17 protein-coding genes are annotated in these 17,892 nt (G+C 62.0%); 12 read left to right on the top strand and 5 right to left on the bottom strand.

Going from position 1 to position 17,892, the window contains the following annotated elements; translation table 11 throughout:
- Positions 1–44: 44 nt before the first annotated feature.
- On the bottom strand, positions 45–1,256 hold the full coding sequence (locus BLQ76_RS20535; RefSeq protein ID WP_090677045.1) for a DNA phosphorothioation-associated DGQHR protein 1: 1,212 nt from the start codon (positions 1,254–1,256) through the stop codon (positions 45–47).
- Positions 1,253–1,579, bottom strand: coding sequence for a hypothetical protein (locus BLQ76_RS21860; protein ID WP_170842696.1), 327 nt, complete (start codon positions 1,577–1,579; stop codon positions 1,253–1,255). The genes BLQ76_RS20535 and BLQ76_RS21860 overlap by 4 nt, the downstream gene beginning before the upstream one ends.
- 445 nt (positions 1,580–2,024) lie before the next feature.
- On the opposite strand from BLQ76_RS21860, the gene BLQ76_RS21865 reads away from it, so the two are divergent.
- From BLQ76_RS21865 to BLQ76_RS20575, 9 genes are read left to right on the top strand one after another with little or no spacing between them, the layout of a single operon-like run.
- Positions 2,025–2,156 carry a hypothetical protein gene (locus BLQ76_RS21865; RefSeq protein ID WP_244519756.1) on the top strand — a complete coding sequence of 44 codons (132 nt, stop codon included), beginning with the start codon at positions 2,025–2,027 and terminating at the stop codon, positions 2,154–2,156.
- A complete protein-coding gene (gene dndC / locus BLQ76_RS20540; RefSeq protein ID WP_090677046.1) occupies positions 2,157–3,296 on the top strand; it encodes a DNA phosphorothioation system sulfurtransferase DndC in 1,140 nt (379 codons plus the stop codon). It abuts the gene before it with no gap.
- A complete protein-coding gene (locus BLQ76_RS20545) occupies positions 3,289–3,504 on the top strand; it encodes a DNA modification system-associated small protein (RefSeq protein ID WP_090677048.1) in 216 nt (71 codons plus the stop codon). The genes dndC and BLQ76_RS20545 overlap by 8 nt, the downstream gene beginning before the upstream one ends.
- 27 nt (positions 3,505–3,531) lie before the next feature.
- A complete protein-coding gene (dndD, locus tag BLQ76_RS20550) occupies positions 3,532–5,601 on the top strand; it encodes a DNA sulfur modification protein DndD (RefSeq protein WP_090677049.1) in 2,070 nt (689 codons plus the stop codon).
- The gene (locus BLQ76_RS20555) at positions 5,598–7,121 is read left to right on the top strand and encodes a DNA translocase FtsK (RefSeq protein ID WP_090677051.1); all 1,524 of its coding nucleotides are present in this window, start codon (positions 5,598–5,600) and stop codon (positions 7,119–7,121) included. The genes dndD and BLQ76_RS20555 overlap by 4 nt, the downstream gene beginning before the upstream one ends.
- A complete protein-coding gene (locus BLQ76_RS20560; RefSeq protein WP_090677053.1) occupies positions 7,118–7,354 on the top strand; it encodes a sulfurtransferase TusA family protein in 237 nt (78 codons plus the stop codon). The genes BLQ76_RS20555 and BLQ76_RS20560 overlap by 4 nt, the downstream gene beginning before the upstream one ends.
- Before the next feature lie 57 nt (positions 7,355–7,411).
- Entirely contained in the window at positions 7,412–7,609 is a 198-nt protein-coding gene (locus tag BLQ76_RS20565) for a hypothetical protein (RefSeq protein WP_090677056.1), read from the top strand.
- A gap of 23 nt (positions 7,610–7,632) precedes the next feature.
- Positions 7,633–7,833 carry a DUF4160 domain-containing protein gene (locus BLQ76_RS20570; protein WP_425285184.1) on the top strand — a complete coding sequence of 67 codons (201 nt, stop codon included), beginning with the start codon at positions 7,633–7,635 and terminating at the stop codon, positions 7,831–7,833.
- Positions 7,826–8,239, top strand: a complete 414-nt coding sequence (locus tag BLQ76_RS20575) for a DUF2442 domain-containing protein (protein ID WP_090677061.1) — start codon at positions 7,826–7,828, stop codon at positions 8,237–8,239. The genes BLQ76_RS20570 and BLQ76_RS20575 overlap by 8 nt, the downstream gene beginning before the upstream one ends.
- A 111-nt stretch (positions 8,240–8,350) precedes the next feature.
- Here BLQ76_RS20575 and traA read toward each other — a convergent pair whose 3' ends face one another.
- Both traA and BLQ76_RS20585 read right to left on the bottom strand, forming a co-directional pair.
- Entirely contained in the window at positions 8,351–12,415 is a 4,065-nt protein-coding gene (traA, locus tag BLQ76_RS20580) for a Ti-type conjugative transfer relaxase TraA (RefSeq protein WP_090677064.1), read from the bottom strand.
- Positions 12,416–12,721: 306 nt separating this feature from the next.
- Entirely contained in the window at positions 12,722–13,300 is a 579-nt protein-coding gene (locus BLQ76_RS20585) for a GIY-YIG nuclease family protein (RefSeq protein WP_170842699.1), read from the bottom strand.
- 223 nt (positions 13,301–13,523) lie between these two features.
- Between BLQ76_RS20585 and BLQ76_RS20590 the strand changes: the two genes are divergently transcribed.
- The 3 genes from BLQ76_RS20590 (at position 13,524) to BLQ76_RS20600 (ending at position 17,139) form a co-directional block, all read left to right on the top strand.
- A complete protein-coding gene (locus tag BLQ76_RS20590; RefSeq protein WP_090677068.1) occupies positions 13,524–13,817 on the top strand; it encodes a hypothetical protein in 294 nt (97 codons plus the stop codon).
- Positions 13,814–14,722 carry a metallophosphoesterase gene (locus BLQ76_RS20595; RefSeq protein WP_244519758.1) on the top strand — a complete coding sequence of 303 codons (909 nt, stop codon included), beginning with the start codon at positions 13,814–13,816 and terminating at the stop codon, positions 14,720–14,722. Before BLQ76_RS20590 ends, BLQ76_RS20595 begins: the two co-directional genes overlap by 4 nt.
- A 104-nt stretch (positions 14,723–14,826) precedes the next feature.
- Entirely contained in the window at positions 14,827–17,139 is a 2,313-nt protein-coding gene (locus BLQ76_RS20600) for a hypothetical protein (protein WP_090677070.1), read from the top strand.
- A 24-nt stretch (positions 17,140–17,163) separates the two neighbouring features.
- On the opposite strand, the gene BLQ76_RS22295 is transcribed toward BLQ76_RS20600, so the two are convergent.
- Positions 17,164–17,892, bottom strand: a 729-nt coding sequence (locus BLQ76_RS22295) for a hypothetical protein (protein ID WP_090677073.1), incomplete at its 5' end; no start/stop codon positions are given.

Consider the following 17,892-nt stretch of genomic DNA (forward strand, 5'->3'; position numbering starts at 1 on the left):
GAAATGACCTCTGAGCTCTTTGTACGATCCATACTGCCTCCTAATTAAAAGATGGCTTCTTCAATAGCCCGCCTTATCATGGACCTTCCTGAACCTGATGCATTCTTAAATTCTACACTAGAAAAATTAATACGAGATGCAGGATCAAGTATTTCAACAAATTGAGATACCTTACCTTTGCGCTCTTCAACCACACTTGGCGCAAGCTTTCTCAATATATCAAATAGCGCTTGTATACCAACCGTCTTTGTTATGAACGATGAGGGGCTAGCTTTCTGCCAGAAGCATTCATCACATGCTTTTAGGAAGTTAAGAACTACTCCATATAAGACGGCATCATTCCCATTGATATATATGCTTCTCATTGGAGTTCTATCCCTCGAACCGTCTTTGAGAATAGATCGTGTTCCAATCCGAGATGTAAGCATTGCATTTGTATCCCGCTTTGGATTTGCGGAAATTAATCTAAGGATGCCTTCAACAATTGTAGCTGTAGAAACATGCCAGTCGCGACTTGCGTTTAAATCAGAAAGGGCCTGATCGCGCCTTGGCGATATGGAAATACGTCCGCGCAATGGGGACTCTTTCTGAGTGTTCAAACGTCTTGTAAGAAAAACCGCTAATTTGTCGGGCGACCACTTATCCTCCGCCTCTTCCTCAATATTGTAGCCAAACAACTCATACGTAAGGCTTTTATCTACCTGTTTCTGTGTAGAATTTATGGTTGCAAACAACTGTGCTTGATATGGCTTGCTTAACTCCATAAAAACAGAGCAGATTAAATCCATTTCTTTCCGGCTTTGGTTTGGAACGTTCCGAAATCCATCAAGACGATGCTGACCGTCTATAATTCCCGCAAGCTTCTCTGCGGTAGGAATTGTCAACTCGAAGCAGCCGGAACCCAAATCATCAATCGTCCAGATTGTCTCCGGTTGCTCCTCTCCATCATCAACTGGAGGTTCTTGAGTTCGTAGGTGTCCTGTTTCTGCGTCGTAGTTTGCTGCAAGGATAATTGAGTTGGGAAACGCTGAGTCAGTCCTCCCAATGTAGTCCTCGATTTGCGGCTGCCGTGCACCCGATCGTGCCCGCTGCGTTCCTTCGACTCTATAACCGTCCCGATCGTCCTCTCGAGCGCGCAGACGATCGCTGAATGCGACATCGAGAAGTATATTTGCTGGTATCACAGCTACGTAATATGTATCGAGAGGCTGCACGACTTGTAGAGCTTTTGTTTTGAACGGATAAGTTGCAGTCATAGCTCAAACCCGCTCGTATCACCCTGAAGTTGAATATTCGGATCACTTCCGCCTGTTGGCGCATCTATAGGTGGATTATCGTACAGCCCTATATTATCCGCGTTCGAAATCCACCAGATCCAAAGAGCAAGTAAGCATAACCCAATCACACCAAACCATGGGAAAGCATCTTTGTATTGAGCATATGCGTTCAGGTAGATGGCAAATCCAAATGTTCCAATCAAAGTCATAAAAGAAAAGGCATGAAGACGACGGTTTGGGACAGGCTCAAACATCATTTGCATAAGCGACGACCCTATAAGCGCAGGAAAAAAGGTCGCCATCGACGTGTATATGCTACCAGAATTAACAATAGATCCTGTTATAAAGTAACGACCAAACTCTATTATAATTCCAATACCGCCTAGGACACATACAGATGCTAGAAAGTATGTCCAGTATACTACCTCCCACCGTGGTTTCTTTGTTCGACGCTTTAGCTCATTCCAAACGATGGCAAACCCGTTTTCCGGCCTCGCATGCCCCCCCTCAATGCTCAAGTCCCGCCTCACTTGTATCCGCTGATCCTATTGGTTGTGGATCATCCGCATAAACAATCACCTTCCGTCAAGCAGCCCATGGCCTTCCACGCCCACGTGGTGTTTTGTGGTGCACACTGGTGCAGGATCGACGATTCCTGGAGGTACGATGGCCCGACCGAAAGGAAGACGAGACTTGGTGCGTATGTCCGTCAGTTTGGATCCAGACGCACATTCTGAGCTCTGTCGAATGGCAGCCGATCTCAATCTATCAGCCGCTTGGCTGGTTCGTCGTGCGGTCAGTGAGTTTGTCGGCCGGAGTGAAAAATCCGAGCAGGCAGAGTTGCTGCTCAATCCACACACCAACAAAAGTTCGCATTGAATGCTGCAGTCCCTGCCAAACTTCGACGATTTCCCTTCAATAGAGGACACGTGGAACTCGATCGTTTCGTCAGTGCGGGCGGAGTACCTTTCGGAAACGCAAGACTTTCCGTGGATCATCGGCTTCTCAGGGGGTAAGGACAGCACGGTCGTCACGCACGCTGTGTTTGAAGCACTCCTGCAAATCTCGCCATCTCGCCGGACACGGCCGATCCATCTCGTTTCGAACGATACGATGGTCGAGTCGCCCCTTGTCATTGCTCATCTGGACGTTGTCACAAAACGGATCGCGGAGGCTGCTGATGGCCTCGGTCTTCCGATCACGGTTGCTAGAACCAAACCCGATCCTGACAAAACCTTCTGGGTGCTTCTGATCGGAAAGGGCTATCCGAGCCCGAACATGACCATGCGCTGGTGCACTGACCGTCTAAAGATCCAGCCGACCAGTGGTTACATTAAGCAGCAGGTCTCGGAGTCCAGTGCTGCGATTGTTGTCCTCGGCGTCCGCCGTGACGAGAGCCAGTCTCGTCAGAAATCGATCGACAAGTGGCGGAACACTCGCGGGAGCAATCTCTCACCTCATGAACGCCTCCCGGGAGCGCTCATCTACCGCCCGATCGTCGACCTTGCGGTCGAGGACGTGTGGGAGATCCTTGGCACCCATCATGCACCATGGGGCGGTGACCACACTGCGCTAATCAAGCTCTACCGGGACTCTGAAGGGGGTGAGTGTCCTGTCGTGCTTAGCGCCGACGAAGCGCCTGGTTGCGGCACGTCGAACAGCCGGTTCGGTTGCTGGACCTGCACCGTGGTCGAGAAAGACAAGAGCCTACAGGGGTTCGTGGACGCGGGTCAGCACCACTATGTGCCGCTCCTTGGGTTCCGCGATTGGCTTCGGTCCATCCGCAACAAGCCCGAGATGCGCCAGATCGTGCGCCGGAACGGGAAGGTCTCCTTCAACCAGGACGGTAAGCATATTCCTGGTCCCTTCACGATCCAAGCTCGGCGCGACATCCTCGCTCGCCTCTTGGACGTACAATCGCAATTCGGCGAGCCCCTCATCACCGACGACGAGGTTGATCGCATCCACCATCACTGGTCAGAAGAACTCCAAACCGAAGGCGCCCTTGCGAATGTCTGACAGCTCGCTCGATGAAATCAATCTGAGCGATCTGCCATTGTGGGCGGACGAGGACGCCGCTGCGATCCTCGAGACGATCGCAGCCGAGCATCGCGTTCCGGTGGACGTTCTGACCGAACTCGTCGCCTTGCAGCGGGCTCGTCAGCACCAAGAGCGTGCTGCCGGTATCAACCAACGGATCGAGGAGATCCTGGGACGTATGGACTGATGGGACCGCATCACATGGGGGGCATCGATGTGGATCTCTAAAATCGAACTGATCTGCTTCAAATCCTATCAACGGCAGGAGTTCGAGTTCCCGCAACCCGAAAGTGGACGGAACATCGTTCTCGTTGGCGGCCTGAATGGCTTCGGCAAAACCTCCATTCTGGAGGCGATCTACCTTTGCCTATACGGCAAGGACGCGATGGCGCACCTTGCTCGGGCGGGGCTGAAAACCGACGAGAAGAAGGGCTATCCGACCTTCCTCGAGAAGGCCTTCAACGGCGAAGCGCTCCGCGACGGCCGAGACACAATGATGGTGCGGGTTGTCGTTCAGCGCACCAAGACCAAAGGCGCCGAGATCACGCGCAAATGGTACTTCCGATCGAATGGGACGTGGACCGACGAGGAAGTCACCTACCGGGAGATCGTGCGCGGTGTTCCGGAAATGCCAAAGTCGGATGGTCGGAACGGCTTCCATCTAGCGGAAGTGATCGACGAGTTTTTCGTGCCGGCCCACATTGCACCGTTCTTCTTCTTCGACGGAGAGGAGGTCAAAAAGCTTGCCGATCAGAACCGCGTCGAGCAGGTGAAGCAGGGTCTCGAAGGCCTCCTCGGGGTCGTGCTGCTGCGCTCGCTTACGGAGCGTCTACGGAGCTTTGAGCGCTCCAAACGCGACGGTGTCGCCAACGTCGACGAGGATCGGCTTCAAAGCCTCTACACCCAACTGAGTGAAAACGAGCGTCTGGCATCGGATCTGGAGCGCAAGTCCGTTGAGGTGAAAGGCGATCGTGAGGCCCTGAAGGGCGAGTTTCAGTCGCTTTTGGAACGCATCACCTCGCTTGGGGGTGGGGGTGGAGATGCGGCAACCTACAAGGATCTGATTGAAGAGCGCGAGCAGGTCCGTAACCGTCTGCGCGAAACCCATCGACGCATGGAAGAAGTCCTCGCTGGACGACTGCCTCTCCATCTCGTGTCGAAGGACGTGTTCACATCCTTCAAAACCCAGCTCGAGGAGGAGGTTCGCTTCTTCCAGTGGGAGAACGAGAAGCTGGCTTTGGAACCGCGGCAACGTGAGTTCCAAAGCGCCTACGACAGGCAGACCGAGCACAAGATCGATCCCCCTCTGACCGACGATCAAGAGGAGGTGGTCCGCTCGCGCATTCAGGCCGCTTGGGCGAGCCTCTTCTTCCCACCACCGGACGATTGTGCGGACGAGATCGTCTACGATTTTCTCTCGATCGAACAGCGGACGCAGACGCTCGCTGCGCTTGCCGGCTCGTCGCTCGGCATGCAGGAAATCCAGGAGGTCTTGCGCGAACAGAGCGGGGCAGACGATCGCATCAACGAGCTCGGGCGGAAGATCTCGCGCCTAGAAGGTATCGATCGCGATGGCACGCTCACCGCCCTTCGTGTCGAACTGAAGAAGGTTCAGGACCGGCAAGCCGAGCTCGAGGAAACCTGGCGGGAGGACGAGCGCCGAAAGGTCGCGCTGGATGCGCAAATCCATTCACAGCGTGCCGAATACGAGCGCGAAAGGAAGAAGCTCGACGACTCCTCGCCCTCACGTGAGATCATTGATCGCTCGGAGCGTGTTCGTCGTGTGATCGAGGCCGTGATCCCCGCGCTCTTCCCGTTGAAGGTCAAGGAACTCGCGAGCAGCATGACGCAGGTCTACAAGCAGCTCGCCCACAAGGGCCAAGTGGCGAAGATTGAGATCGGCGACGATGGGTCTACGACAATCCTCAGCAAATCGGGAAAGCCTCTGACCTTCGACCGATCCGCCGGCGAAAATCAGATCTTTGCAACGGCGCTGATCGCGGGTCTGGCGAAGGTTTCGGGCGTTCGCGCGCCGCTGGTCGTCGACACGCCCTTGGGCCGTTTGGACAGCCGGCATCGCCAGAATATCCTCGGGTACTGGACGAGCGACAAAAGCCGCCAAGTCATTCTCCTGAGCCAGGATGAGGAGATCGACGCCGACTTTGAGAAGCGCCTGCGCCAGTCGGTCTCGAAAACATACCTGCTGCACCACATCGACGTCGGGGATGGGATCGGCCGCACCACGGCAATCTCCGACGCCTATTTCACGGAGCGCGGGGAATGAGCGTTCTCAACCTCCAACAGATCATGTCGTCGCGGTTTCGGACTTCGGCCGCGGCCGATGCGCAAACCAAGAGTCTCATGGAGGTCCTCGGACTCTCCACAAAGGCGGCCGTTGCTCGCTTGGCTATTGGTCGCTCTTTATCGCTTGGCGCCTTCAATGGGGAGGCAGTGGATGCGAAGGGCCTGGAGATCCCGGCCGCATCCCTCTTCTCACAGGACGATGTGACGATTTGGGTCGGATTGATCCTGACCCACGCCCGATCCCATGGGATCGCGTTGGACGGAATGGACGCTTTCCGCTCTGCTCTTCGGCAGCATTGGCATCGGGGTGCCGCGATGCTGATCGACGACTGGCGCAGCAGTGGCGAAAATTTCGATCAGTTCGTCGGTACGCTCGTGAAGCGTCGAGCGGACCTCCCAGACGTGGGCACCTCGGCGCGGACACAGAAGCCATCAGCGGCGAACGTCACCTCTGCCGAAGATCAGTCGTCACAGCTCACAAAAGCACTCGGAGAAATCGGCGTCGGGGCCGAGGTAAAAGGCGTCGTTCACGGTCCTCGCTTGTCTCGCTACAAGGTGGCCCTGCGCGACGTGAACCAGCTCGATAAGCTTCGGAAGGGCCTCGAGCGGTTGGCGCTCGCCATGAGCCTACGGGACATGATGCCGGCACTGGGTCACGGTGACGAGGCGAAAACTGTCACCATCGATATCCCGCGGGCTCCTAAGTCGTGGACGACAGCGTCCAAGATCGAGTTCCTTGAGGCTCTAGGCGCCGTAAGTGGAGCCGGAGCCGAGCTCATGGTTTGCCCCGGCATGACTGTGGTCGGAGATCCGGTGCTCTTCGATCTTCGGACCGCCCCTCACCTGCTCGTGGGAGGTGCAACCGGCCAAGGCAAAAGCGTTTGCGTTCACGCCATCCTCAGCTCGCTGATCGTGAAGCACACGCCGGCAACGCTCCAACTCGCTCTGATGGACCCGAAGCGTGTCGAGTTCTCGATCTACGCCAAGAGCCGGTTCTTGTGGCGTGATGAGATCGCCGTCGGCGCCGATGCAGCACGGGAAACCTTGCGGGCGCTCGTCTCCGAAATGGATGCCCGCTACGAACGCATGAGCGAGCTGGGGGTCAACAACATCGGAGATCTCGCTGCCAAGGGTGTCCGGCTGCCCTTTATTGTCGCCTGCGTCGACGAGCTGGCGGACCTCATCATGCAGGATCGCAGCGTCGAGGCGGAGATCATTCGGCTTGCCCAGATGGCCCGAGCCGCCGGTATCCATCTGATCCTTGCAACACAGCGTCCCGACGCGAAAACGTTCAGCGGATTGGTCCGAAGCAACATCCCTGCACGTATCGCTCTGACGGTTCAGAAGGCCTCGGAGTCGCAGATCATCCTTGATGAGGGTGGGGCAGAGGATCTACTCGGGCGGGGAGATATGATCGTCAAACTGGCTGGCTCGTCACTCGTCAGAGCGCATGGCTATTATCTGACGCCAGGCGATGTTGAGAATATCGTAGCACGATGACCGAGATCTCGTTCGACCGCCTGCTCGATACGTCGGGTCTGAAGTGTCCATTGCCGGTCATCCGAGCTCGTAAGCTCATCAAAACGATGTCACCGGGGACGCATTTGAAAATCATCTGCACCGATCCGCTCGCTGACATCGACATTCCGCATATGGCAGCGACTGACGGACATCAGCTCTTGGATAAGGGTCGGGACGGTGACCAGCGTTGGTACGCACTGAAAATTGCCTAGGATATTTTAAACCCAGCTAGCTTGGGTTATATAGCTGCTGTTACGATGGAGAACAGCATGGCCGACGCGACTGAGAAGACGGTTCCGGGGGTTCTTGCCGGTATGGTCCAGCGCGACGGCGAACGACATGGGGCCATCCGAGCCGAGATCGAGCGGAACGGTACGAACTGGGCCGTCGACGAGATCGACCGGCTCCGGCACAAGGTCGCAAGCCTGCAAGCTCGTCTGACGGTCTCGGAAGGACGCAACCGCTGAACACGGTCCACCGCGAGCATGGGATGCGGTTCGTGATCTACGTGGACGATCACGAGCCCGCCCACGTCCACGTTTACGGGGACGGCGAGGCCCGCATCAACATTCTGACGGGCGAGATCATGTCGAACCGGCGCATGTCCCGACGCGATCTAGCTCGTGCCCTGACCTCCGTCCTGGAACGGAAGGCCGAATTTCTCGCCGCATGGGAGAGACAGCATGGGTGATTTCATCCTCGACGAAGACGCCTTCCAAGCCGCGAACCGACGCGGTGAGGACGAGCGTTCTCGCTCACCGATCCCTACATCGGTCCGGTTCGATCGACCCTCGGGACGCATCGTCGTGGAGTTCACGAACGGGGCGGCCTTCATGGCACCGGCGCGTCAGCTCCAGGGTCTCGAGGACGCGTCCGACGACGAGCTGGCGGAGGTCGAACTCCTGGGCGAGACCGGTCTTCATTGGGAGACGCGGGACGTGGACTTTCGGATCGTCGGGCTGATGGCGGGGATCTTCGGGAACGCCCGCTTCATGGAAGCCGCTCGTCGTGGGGGTGAGGCTCGATCGGAAGTGAAAGCCGCTGCAGCCCGCGAGAACGGACGGAAAGGCGGACGACCTCGCAAGGGCGCAGCCTGATGACCACCATTCGAACCTAACCTCTCTGAGCACAGGAGAAGATTTGGTTCGGGTATCGAACATCAGCCGGCAACCGTCAGATCGCCATGAGAACGAGGCCCTTAACCCGCATCACCGCTCGTACCCGCCTCGATCGCGCTCCTGGCTCCTGCTGCGTTCCAGACTGCGCTCGCGGGACTGCTCGATCGTGCGTGTCGCGTTGGCTTCCCGCAAGGCGACATCAACCTGGGAAAGCGTGGTCGCGATCTCGACGCGCTGATCCTGGGTCAGGCCCGGAATGCGATCGACGGCATGACGCGGCGCAAGGCGAGCCTCCATCTCTCCGCGCCACAGTCGGACCTCGTTGAAGGCATCTTTCTGCGACATCGCTCCCAACGCGACCTGGTGCGCGGGCTCCCGGTCGGGGCGCTTCATCGCGTGGGCACGGTTCAGCTCGCGCACCACGGTCATCGCGTCGACAGACAGGGCTGGCACAGGCCGCGCCATGGCTTTGCGCCATTGGATCTCCTGATCGCGCAATCCAGGTTCGAGGCGCCGCGCGGTGTCACGCGCCGTTGCCATCGTGTTGGCGAAGATGGCGACCGCATTCAAAGCCTTCTGCCGATCGCCGTCGGGCTTCAGCAACAGCGTGCGCCCGCCCTGCAGATCGCCGTAGCTCTGAGGCGAGCGTTGAAGCTCCTTCAAGACGCCTGCGACGTTCGACGGCTCCGCAGCCAGGGCGTCGTTGAGCTTCGTCATCGCAGCCTGCGGCTCGCGCCAGATCGTACCGGCGTCACGCTCGGCGATCTGCACGATGTTGACGTAGGACGGATGCGAGACGAGGGCGTGAGCAACCGCCTCGTCGATGGTCTGGGACCAACGCTCGACGGCGGGAAGGAACGGCTTGGGGGCCTCGACCTCGATGACGATGGGGACGTCGCCACTGCGGACGATCGGCTCCTCGACCCGTGCCACAGGCTCGACGGCGTGAGAGCGAGCCGGTGTCTCCGCCTCCGTCGTCGCCGGTGCCACGGTGCGCTCGTAGGCGGCCAGGGTCGCGCGATCGGCACGCTCCTGCGCGTAGCTCGTATCGACCGTCCGCACGGTCTCCAGAAGACCGAGCTCCCATGCCGCACGCGAGACGGCATGGATCGTCGTCCAGTTGGCCTGAAGCGCGTCCCGAACGGGCGCGCGAAGGTGTGCAAGACGCGGTTCGTCATGCGCCTCAGTGAGCGTCCTGCCGATCGCCACGACGGTCGTCGGCGGCACGATTTGGGCGACCCGCTCGGCATAGGCGCGCAGCGGCTCGGCGGTGCGCATGTGGGTCAGCTCGTTCTCGGCCGTGTGGAAGGCCGAGCGACGTGCGAGGCCCTCGTGGTTCATCGCGGCCGAATGCTGCTGGACGTGATCGAGGCGCGCGAGCGCACCCTGCAACAAGGCATCCGGCTCCAGACCGCGGACCTGCTGTTGCTCCTTGGCGATCATCGCGTCGATGCGCGCATCGAGGCTGATCCGCTCACCGGCGGACGCGTCACGAGCACGATCCAGGAACGCGGCCGCATAATCCTTGATCGACTGGAGAACGTCGCTCGGATGCGGCAAGCCGCGGTGTTCGAGGAACGCTTCGAAGCGCGCATGGAAGGTCGGATTGGCCGCAGCCGCGCGATCCGCTTCCAGCGCCGCACGCGCCTCGCGGTAATCCGACGTCGCGCGGAAGTCGAGCGACGTGTCCTTGAGCTTATCAGCGGCCAGGCGCTCCATGGCATCAGCCACGGTCGCGAGCTTGTCGGCACCAGGTCGCGTGAACGCCTCCAAGGGGACGTGCATCGTCACCTCCTCGCGGTGACGCGATAGGGCGACGTAGGTGAGCTGCGCGTCCATCATGCCGCCGGCGACGATGTGAACGCGATCGTGCGTCGACCCCTGCGACTTATGGATGGTGGTTGCGTAGCCGTGGTCGACGTTGATGTAGCCACCGGGTGCAATCGGAACCGCCGTTTCGCGATCCGGCACGTCCACAAACATCGTCCCGTCGGCGAAGCTCGCCACGGTCCCGATACTGCCGTTTCGCACCGCAAGCTGACGATCGTTTTCGAGGAACAGAACGCGGTCGCCGATCGCGAACTGGCGATGGCCGCGAGCCGTCATGATGGTGCGCTCGTCGGCAAGGCCACCCTCGGCTTGGATGGCGGAACGGGCGAGATCGTTGAGATCCCGAACGTCGACATTGGTGTGCGCGAGCATCACGACATCGGTGTTCGCGAGCCAGTCGCTGTGCCACCCAGCGATGGCGGCGCTGAGGGCGTCCGCGCGAGTGTCATGCGGACGGAACGTGTCGTTGCCGTGGTAGATGTTGAGCGCCGACTTCGCGTCACCGGCGCCGAACAGGACGCTCGCCTCGGCATGGTCCGAGCGCTCCTGGCGACGCACCTCGGTCAGCTCGACATAACCGACTTCCGTCGCGATGGTGCGGAACGCGGCGCCCGCTTCGATCGGCTGAAGCTGGCGCGCATCGCCGACCATGATGACCTTCGCGCCAAAGCCGTCGAGCTCGGCCATGACACGCGCCATCTGTGCGGACGCGACCATGCCGGCTTCGTCGATCACGAACACGCTGCCGGGCGCTAAACGGTCGTATCCGCTGCTCCAGGCGTTCTCCCAAGACGCCAAGGTGCGACTTTCGATCCCGGACGATAGTTGCAGGTTGTCGGCTGCCTTACCGGCCAGTGCGGCGCCATAGACTGATGCGCCTTCGCCCTTGTAGACCTCGCCCACGGCCCGCAGAACCGTGGACTTGCCGGCGCCGGCAATACCGACCATCGGCGACAGCCCGGTCGCCTGCGTTAGACGCTCGATCGCAGCGACCTGCTCGGGCGTATAGGCGAAGCCTTGCGTCGCCTGGGCACGCTCAATAGCGGCATCCTTCCGCTGGCGATCGACGGCGAATGATGCGTCGGCCGCGCGCCGTTCAGCGCTCTCCATCATCGCGGCTTCTCGCTCCAGGACGCTTGCGGTCGTGAAGCGCTCGCGCTGCACGATGCTGTTCGTCTCCGGGTCGTGGATCTGAGCCTGGATCGTCACCAGTTCGGGCAACGCTCCGACCCGCCGATAAAGCGAAGCGAAGTCGTCGCCTTCGCCCGCATATCGATGAATGAGGCGAGCGACATCGCGGGTGTCGAAGGTCGACCGCTCGCGAGTGATATGCTCGAGAACGAGGGACGGGTTCTCGACGAGTGCCTGGAAGTTGCGGGCACGTGTTTCGAGGTCCGAGCGGACATGGGCGTCGTGCTCCCGGACGGATCCGATATGGTGGACAAGACCATGATGGGCCGTCGGCTCCAGATCGGCGATCCCGCGATCTCGGAAGGAGCGATGATCCACCGTCGCCTCGATCCCGGCCTCATGCAAGGCGACATTCACCGAGGTCGCCCAAGCCTCGCGAACGGCGAGAAGCTCGGGCTTCGATCCGGCCCATTTTGCGTAGGCGATGGCGCCCTTATCGGACCGGATCGCCACGCCATCAGCGTCAAGTTGGGCGATGGTCTTCGCGCCAAAGCCCGTCTCGGTCAGGGGACGAACGGTGGTCATGATGTGGGCGTGCGGATTGTGCTGCTTGTCCTCAGGGGCATGGTAAGCCCAATCCGCAATCCGTCCGCGATCGGTGTAATTCTGCCGAACGAAGTCGCGAATGAGCTCGATGTTCTGCGCTTCGGAAAGCTCGCGCGGCAGGGCGACGATGAGGTCCGTGGCGTAGCGGGCGTCGATCCGCTTCTCGCCCCGTTCCACCGCGTTCCAAAGGATCTCGGAAGCGGCAACGGCCTGGGGGCCATCCAGGCGATGGACGTCCGGATCGGCGAAGCCGAGCTGGTCGCGAACCCATGCCGGGGCGTCGTCGGGAAGGGCAAGCTCGGAATGAACGCCACCGAGCTTCTTCGAGTAGTTGATCGTCAGCTCGGTCTGCTCGCGGAACATCACGCAGGCATGGCGGTACGCAGCCGACGCCACGGCGGAGCGCCCACTGCCTCCAGACACCACAGATTGGCGAAAGCTGTAGATCGCCACCGAGCCCGTTCCGATCGATCGTCGCTCGTCAGCGACCCCTCCTGAAGCCCTATAGCCTCTGTTGCGAAACGCAACAGGTAAGTGCGCAGTCTGTTGAAACAGCCTGATGCTCGAGCGGTCGCTATGCGACCACATCTTCGAGCAGGGTCGCTTCCGCTCCCGTTGATGGGTCGTGAACAAACTGACGCTGGTCCGGGATCGAAAACTGAGAAGGCAAACCTCCGCTCTCACCCGTTCCCCTGGGAAACGTGCAGTGAACCCAATTGGTCACAAGAGCTAAAACGGGGTGCCGAGAAAGGCGCGCTTTGGTGCCATCGCTGGCGACGAACATCCCATCCTCAGCGCAAACGAGATGACCGAGAAAAGGCCAGAAAGGGATGATGGGTCGTCACCCTTTCCCTGTGTTCGGAAGCGCGTGATGCAGTCACGAGAATGGCTTGCTCACCGCTGATCGGCGCGCACCACCTCCACCTGGTACCGTCGCTCGTAGCGGCGATGGCTGACATAGCGCTTGGGGATGGCACGGTGCTCGCCGGGGTTCAGAAGCTCGTGCCCCCGCGCCGTCATCCGGTGCACCCACGTCGTCTCCAACGCCAACGCTTCCTCGCGCGACCACGCCTCGCCGAGCTGCCGGAAGACCGGTCCCGTCCCCTCGCCGAGGTACTTGGCAATGCGCCGGATGCGGCGGAACATCAGCACCGTATCGTGCGGACGGTTCGCGCGATCCGCCAAACGTTCGCGCAGCTCGGGCAGCATGTTGATGCTGCGACGGTGCTGCTGCCAGCGCTGCTCCAAACAGTGCGTCTGCCCGACATAGAACGGCGTCCCATCCGGGTTACAGATCGCATAGACCCAGTACGTTGGCGCGTACGGATCGGCGCGGTCCCGGAACGTGTCCGGCGTGTTCGACTGACCCATCTCGCGGGCGCACAGCCGTGCGTCGTGCAGCGCGCGCAGGTCCTCCTCGTCGAACAGCAAACCTGCATCCACCGACAGGTCCTCGATCGCCAGCTCGCGCATCTCAACATCAGCCAAACAGGGCATTGGGCTCTTCCTCTCTCCGGAACGAAGTCCCCTTCCCTCCCCTGTCCCTTGCTCTCGGATCCGCGCTGCGTTCGGCCTGTAAACTCGATGCCGGTGATGCAGCGCCAAGGCCCGTTCGCGCGCTTGATCGCGGTGGCACCGGTCCACGCTTGCCGCTAGACTCGACCCCACGAGACCCCATGCGGAAGGACGACGCGCCATGCTGCAGGCTGACTACGAACGGCTCCCCGCCTTCCCCATCCCCGTGCACGTGTCGATGGGCGCCGAGCGCCTCAAACTGCGGGGCGGCACCGTTCGCCTTTACCGCTTTGACGACGGCAGCATCGGTCTCTGGTGGCCGTCCATCGACCGCTGCCACGAGGCGCTGATGCAGATCATTCAGGACCGCGCCGTGTGGAACCGCATGGGCAAGCACTGGTACATCGAGGCGGGAGATGCGAACGCCGTCCTGCGCAATTTCGAGCCCCTGGCAGCCGAGCAACCGCACAGATGACGGACGCCCTGCCGCGTCTGTGGATCCTGTCGGATCTCCATCTGGAGACCGTTCCGCACCCGGACGCCTTTGCGCCGACGCCACCCGACTTCGACATCCTGGTCTGCGCCGGTGACGTCTGGCGCGCCGATCCCCCACGCGGCTTTCGCGTCCTGCGGCGCCTCGCCGGGGAGAAGCCCGTGGTCTGCGTGCTCGGCAACCACGAGCATTGGAACAGCGTGCTGAACGGGCGCCTGCCCGAAGCGCGCAAGGCGGCACAAGCGTGCGGGGTCACCCTCCTCCAGGGCGACATGGTGATGCTCTTGGGCTGCCGCTTCGTCGGCACCACGCTGTGGACCGACTACGCGCTCGCCGGAGACACGGTGGAGCCGGACGAGGAGACCGGCGAGGACATCCGGATCGCGACCGGCACGAGCTCGGGCAAGCTGACGATCGGCGCCACGATCGCGCAGCACCAGGTCGAGCTCGCGCGCCTTGCCGAGCTGGTCGACCAGCACACCGGACCCGAGCCGCTCGTCGTCGTCACGCATCACGCGCCCCACCCCGACTGCGTGCGTCCAGAGGACTACGGGACCTTCTTCGCCGGCAACGGCGCATCAGACCTGTCGGCGCTTCTCGACACCGGACGGATCGATCTCTGGGTGCATGGGCATGTCCACCAGAGCGTCAACATGCCCGTGCCCAGCGGGACCGTCATCCGGTGCAATCCCGCCGGGACGCGCTTTGGCAACCTCGACTTCGACGACACCTTGGTCATGACGCCACGTTGGGTGCCCGATCGCCGCCCCATGCGCGAACGTCTGGCGCGCACGCTCGCCTTGGCGGCGGCCGCGGGACCCTATGCCCCGACCACTTGGGAAGAGGACAAGCGCTTCATGGACGAACTGTCGGGCGAGGAGGACTGACATTTGCCGAGGCGGATCGATCACCCCCGCTTCGATCGGGCTGATCCGCGCTGCCCCGTTTCCCCTATGCCCTCTCTCCGTTCACCAACCCGAACGGAACTGGCATGCCCAAGACACCGCACCGCTTCGACACCACCCGCATCGCTCTCTTCTGCCGCACGCGCCTTGCCGCCCATCTCGCACCCGACGACCTCGTGCGCCTGCGCGCCTATCTTGAGCTCTGCCTCGCCAAAGGGCAGTTCCCGCTCTATCGCGGCTATGCCGTCGACGTCGTGCTCCTGTCCGAGCAGACCGGGATCGAAACGCCAGCGCTGCGAACCGCCCGGCCCCACCTCCAGCCCCTGTGCGACGCCCTGTGCCGAGCCCTAGCCGACCAGCCCTTGCGCCAGCCGGCATCCGCTCGGGCGAGGCCACCGCGGACACCGCGTCCCGCCCAGACCGACGCTGCCGGCACCGGAGCTGCCCCGCGCAAGCCCGGCCCCAAGCCTCGCCCCGTCGTCGCCCATCCCGAGCCGCTCTGGCGTGAATGGACCGATCCCACCGATCTCGCCTTGGCGCTGCGCCTTCATCTCGCCCGCCACGGCGAGAGCGTGGCCATGCTGGCGCGCGCCGTCACCGCCGCCGGCACCCGTCTTGAGCGTCTGACCCTCGACAACTGGATCAAGGAAAAGGCTTCGCCGCGCTCCGTCGCCAGCCTGGAGGCGCTCGATCGCATCGAGGAACGCTACAAGCTCCCCGAAGGCTCGCTGCGCACCAAGCTGCCCCATCCCGCCCGGGCGGCAGTCGGCGACGCGCTGGCCGATCTCCCCGCCTCCGAGCGCCGTCGCCTCGCCTGGCACCTGCCCGACGACTTCGCCCGGCGCACCGCCGCCGAGCAGGACGAGATCCTCGCCTGGGTCCGCACCACCATCATCTCCGGCTCCACCGACTACCGCCGCTACCAGGCCGCCGCCCAGCGCCAGCGCTTCGCCGTACGCTTCAAGGCGCTCGATGGCACCGGACGCTGGACCGGCACCCGCAAGACCCGGTCGCCCGCGGGAGAGGACGCACAGAGCGTCGTCGCTAATTCCGGTGACGGTGATGGCGAGGCCATCATCAGCATGGTCGTGGACGCGCCCGAGCGCCTCCAACGCGAGATGACCGAGCTTCTGCGCTTCAAGACCGCGACGCTGACCGCCTTCGGCCTGCGCCGCTCCGGCGTCTGGAACGCCGAGACCGCCTCGCAGAAGATCGAGCACTTCGGCCTGATGTTCGGGGCCCTCGTCGCTGCACCCGACGGCGAGATCCGTGGCTTTGGCGCCGAGCTCGGCTCCCTGTCCTTTGCCCACCTCCTCTTCCCCCGCCTCTGGGACTGGTACCTGTCCTGGCGAGAGACGCGGCGCGGCTTCTACACCAAATGGGAGGTCGACATGCTGGCGCTCGGCCTGTCGCTCACCCAGAAGGAAACCGGCTGGCTGCGCCAGACCCCGCGCCTTGGCCAGCACCTCGTCCCGATCCCGGGGCTCGTCGACGAGCACGACATCGCGAGCGCCCGCGCCGACTGGAACGCCGCCTGCGATGCCTTGCACGCCCACGGCCGTCATCGCACCCGCGAGCTGAAGCGCGTCGCCCGCATCCACCGCGATCCGTTCGAGCCGATCCTGCCCATCCTCGAGGCCAAAAGCCCGGTCGGGGAGTACCGGCGCATCACCGAGGAGATCGCCCGCCGCATGCCGGACGAGCGATCCTATCCCAAAGCGGCCGCCGAGGCGGCGCGGGCGTTCCTGCTGCTGCGCTTCGGTCTCCACACCGGCTTGCGGCAGAAGAACCTGCGCGAGCTTTTCCTCTGCCCACGCGGCCGCATCCCGACCGCCGAACGCGTCCTGGAAGAGCGCCGGCGGGGCGAGCTGCGTTGGAGCACGCGCGACGGCGGGTGGGAGATCCTGATCCCGGCGCTCGCCTTCAAGAACCACACCTCGTCCTTCTTCGGATCGAAGCCCTTCCGCTTGATCCTGCCGGACCTCGGCGGCCTCTATGACGCGATCGAGGCCTGGATCGACCGCCACCGGGCGCGGCTGCTCGGTCCCGCCGAGGACCCCGGCACCTTCTTCGTCAAGTCGGTGAAGCGATCGAGCGCCAACGCCGCCTATTGCCAGAACACGTTCTTCGAAGCCTGGCGCCTTGCGATCCAGCGCTACGGCATCCACAACCCCTGGACAGGACGCGGGGCGATCGTCGGTCTCCTGCCGCACGGCCCCCACAACATCCGGGACGTCTTGGCAACGCATATCCTGAAGCAGACGGGCTCCTACGAGCAGGCGAGCTACGCGATCCAGGACACGCCGGAGATGGTGGCCCAGCACTACGGGCGCTTCCTTCCGCAGGACAAGGCCGAGATCGCCGCGCGGGTGCTGAACCAGGTCTGGCAGGCGGCCTAAGCTTCCGAACGAACCCGGTCCCCTTCAGCGCCGGGTTCGTCCCCTCCGGGTTGGGAATGTCCGACTGGCGGCAACTTGCGCGTCAGCAGCCTCCATCTCGTCGAGGCCATCGGCGACCACGCTGGACTGACCGTCCTCGAAGCTCTGCGTCGGGATGGAGACGTAGTCGATGGCGACCGGATTGATGAAGATGATCCGGTGACGCCCCTCGCACGCCAAGCGCAGCAGCTCACCGTCCAGAATGTCACCGTCGAAGTCCGTGAGCGGATAGAAGGCCTCGTAGAGCGCCTCCTCCTCGACGACGACCTCCCGGCGCTGAACGCCCGTCGAGAACTGCCAGACCGTCTCGGTCGCAAGGGCAAAAAGTCGATCCTCACGGTCTTGCGCCTTCGCACGTTCCGTCTCCAGCTGGCTCGGCTCCAGCCTTGCATCCGCGACAAGCGCCTCGAGCTGCGCGTCGCTGACCGTGACCCATCCGCGGACCCGCTCGACGTCCTCCGCCGCGAAGTCCTCGAAGTCGCCCCCGTTAAGCGCGAGCGCCGCGATGATCCGCCAGTCGCGCGGATCGGCGATCTGCTCACTGGTGAAGCGTCCGTAGCGCTCCCGCTCCGGACCATAGTCATCGTAGGCCTCGCTAGAGAAGTAGACGTCGGCGATCGCCTTCGATCGGATGGCCACCGTCTCGTTGGTGAGGCTCCGCACGGTGACAAACGCGGTGTTGCCCTGCAGGTCTCGGTGGAGGCGATCGAAGGC

Origin of the sequence: Aureimonas jatrophae (assembly GCF_900104035.1) — a bacterium.
Taxonomy (GTDB): Bacteria; Pseudomonadota; Alphaproteobacteria; order Rhizobiales; family Rhizobiaceae; genus Aureimonas; species Aureimonas jatrophae.

Excerpts from the sequence above, each read along its gene's own strand:
- BLQ76_RS20535 (WP_090677045.1), bottom strand. The coding sequence starts at position 1,256 with ATGACTGCAACTTATCCGTTCAAAACAAAAGCTCTACAAGTCGTGCAG.
- BLQ76_RS21860 (WP_170842696.1), bottom strand. The coding sequence starts at position 1,579 with ATGGCGACCTTTTTTCCTGCGCTTATAGGGTCGTCGCTTATGCAAATG.
- BLQ76_RS21865 (WP_244519756.1), top strand. The coding sequence starts at position 2,025 with ATGGCAGCCGATCTCAATCTATCAGCCGCTTGGCTGGTTCGTCGTGCG.
- dndC (WP_090677046.1), top strand. The coding sequence starts at position 2,157 with ATGCTGCAGTCCCTGCCAAACTTCGACGATTTCCCTTCAATAGAGGAC.
- BLQ76_RS20545 (WP_090677048.1), top strand. The coding sequence starts at position 3,289 with ATGTCTGACAGCTCGCTCGATGAAATCAATCTGAGCGATCTGCCATTG.
- dndD (WP_090677049.1), top strand. The coding sequence starts at position 3,532 with ATGTGGATCTCTAAAATCGAACTGATCTGCTTCAAATCCTATCAACGG.
- BLQ76_RS20555 (WP_090677051.1), top strand. The coding sequence starts at position 5,598 with ATGAGCGTTCTCAACCTCCAACAGATCATGTCGTCGCGGTTTCGGACT.
- BLQ76_RS20560 (WP_090677053.1), top strand. The coding sequence starts at position 7,118 with ATGACCGAGATCTCGTTCGACCGCCTGCTCGATACGTCGGGTCTGAAG.
- BLQ76_RS20565 (WP_090677056.1), top strand. The coding sequence starts at position 7,412 with ATGGCCGACGCGACTGAGAAGACGGTTCCGGGGGTTCTTGCCGGTATG.
- BLQ76_RS20570 (WP_425285184.1), top strand. The coding sequence starts at position 7,633 with ATGCGGTTCGTGATCTACGTGGACGATCACGAGCCCGCCCACGTCCAC.
- BLQ76_RS20575 (WP_090677061.1), top strand. The coding sequence starts at position 7,826 with ATGGGTGATTTCATCCTCGACGAAGACGCCTTCCAAGCCGCGAACCGA.
- traA (WP_090677064.1), bottom strand. The coding sequence starts at position 12,415 with ATGTGGTCGCATAGCGACCGCTCGAGCATCAGGCTGTTTCAACAGACT.
- BLQ76_RS20585 (WP_170842699.1), bottom strand. The coding sequence starts at position 13,300 with ATGCGCGAGCTGGCGATCGAGGACCTGTCGGTGGATGCAGGTTTGCTG.
- BLQ76_RS20590 (WP_090677068.1), top strand. The coding sequence starts at position 13,524 with ATGCTGCAGGCTGACTACGAACGGCTCCCCGCCTTCCCCATCCCCGTG.
- BLQ76_RS20595 (WP_244519758.1), top strand. The coding sequence starts at position 13,814 with ATGACGGACGCCCTGCCGCGTCTGTGGATCCTGTCGGATCTCCATCTG.
- BLQ76_RS20600 (WP_090677070.1), top strand. The coding sequence starts at position 14,827 with ATGCCCAAGACACCGCACCGCTTCGACACCACCCGCATCGCTCTCTTC.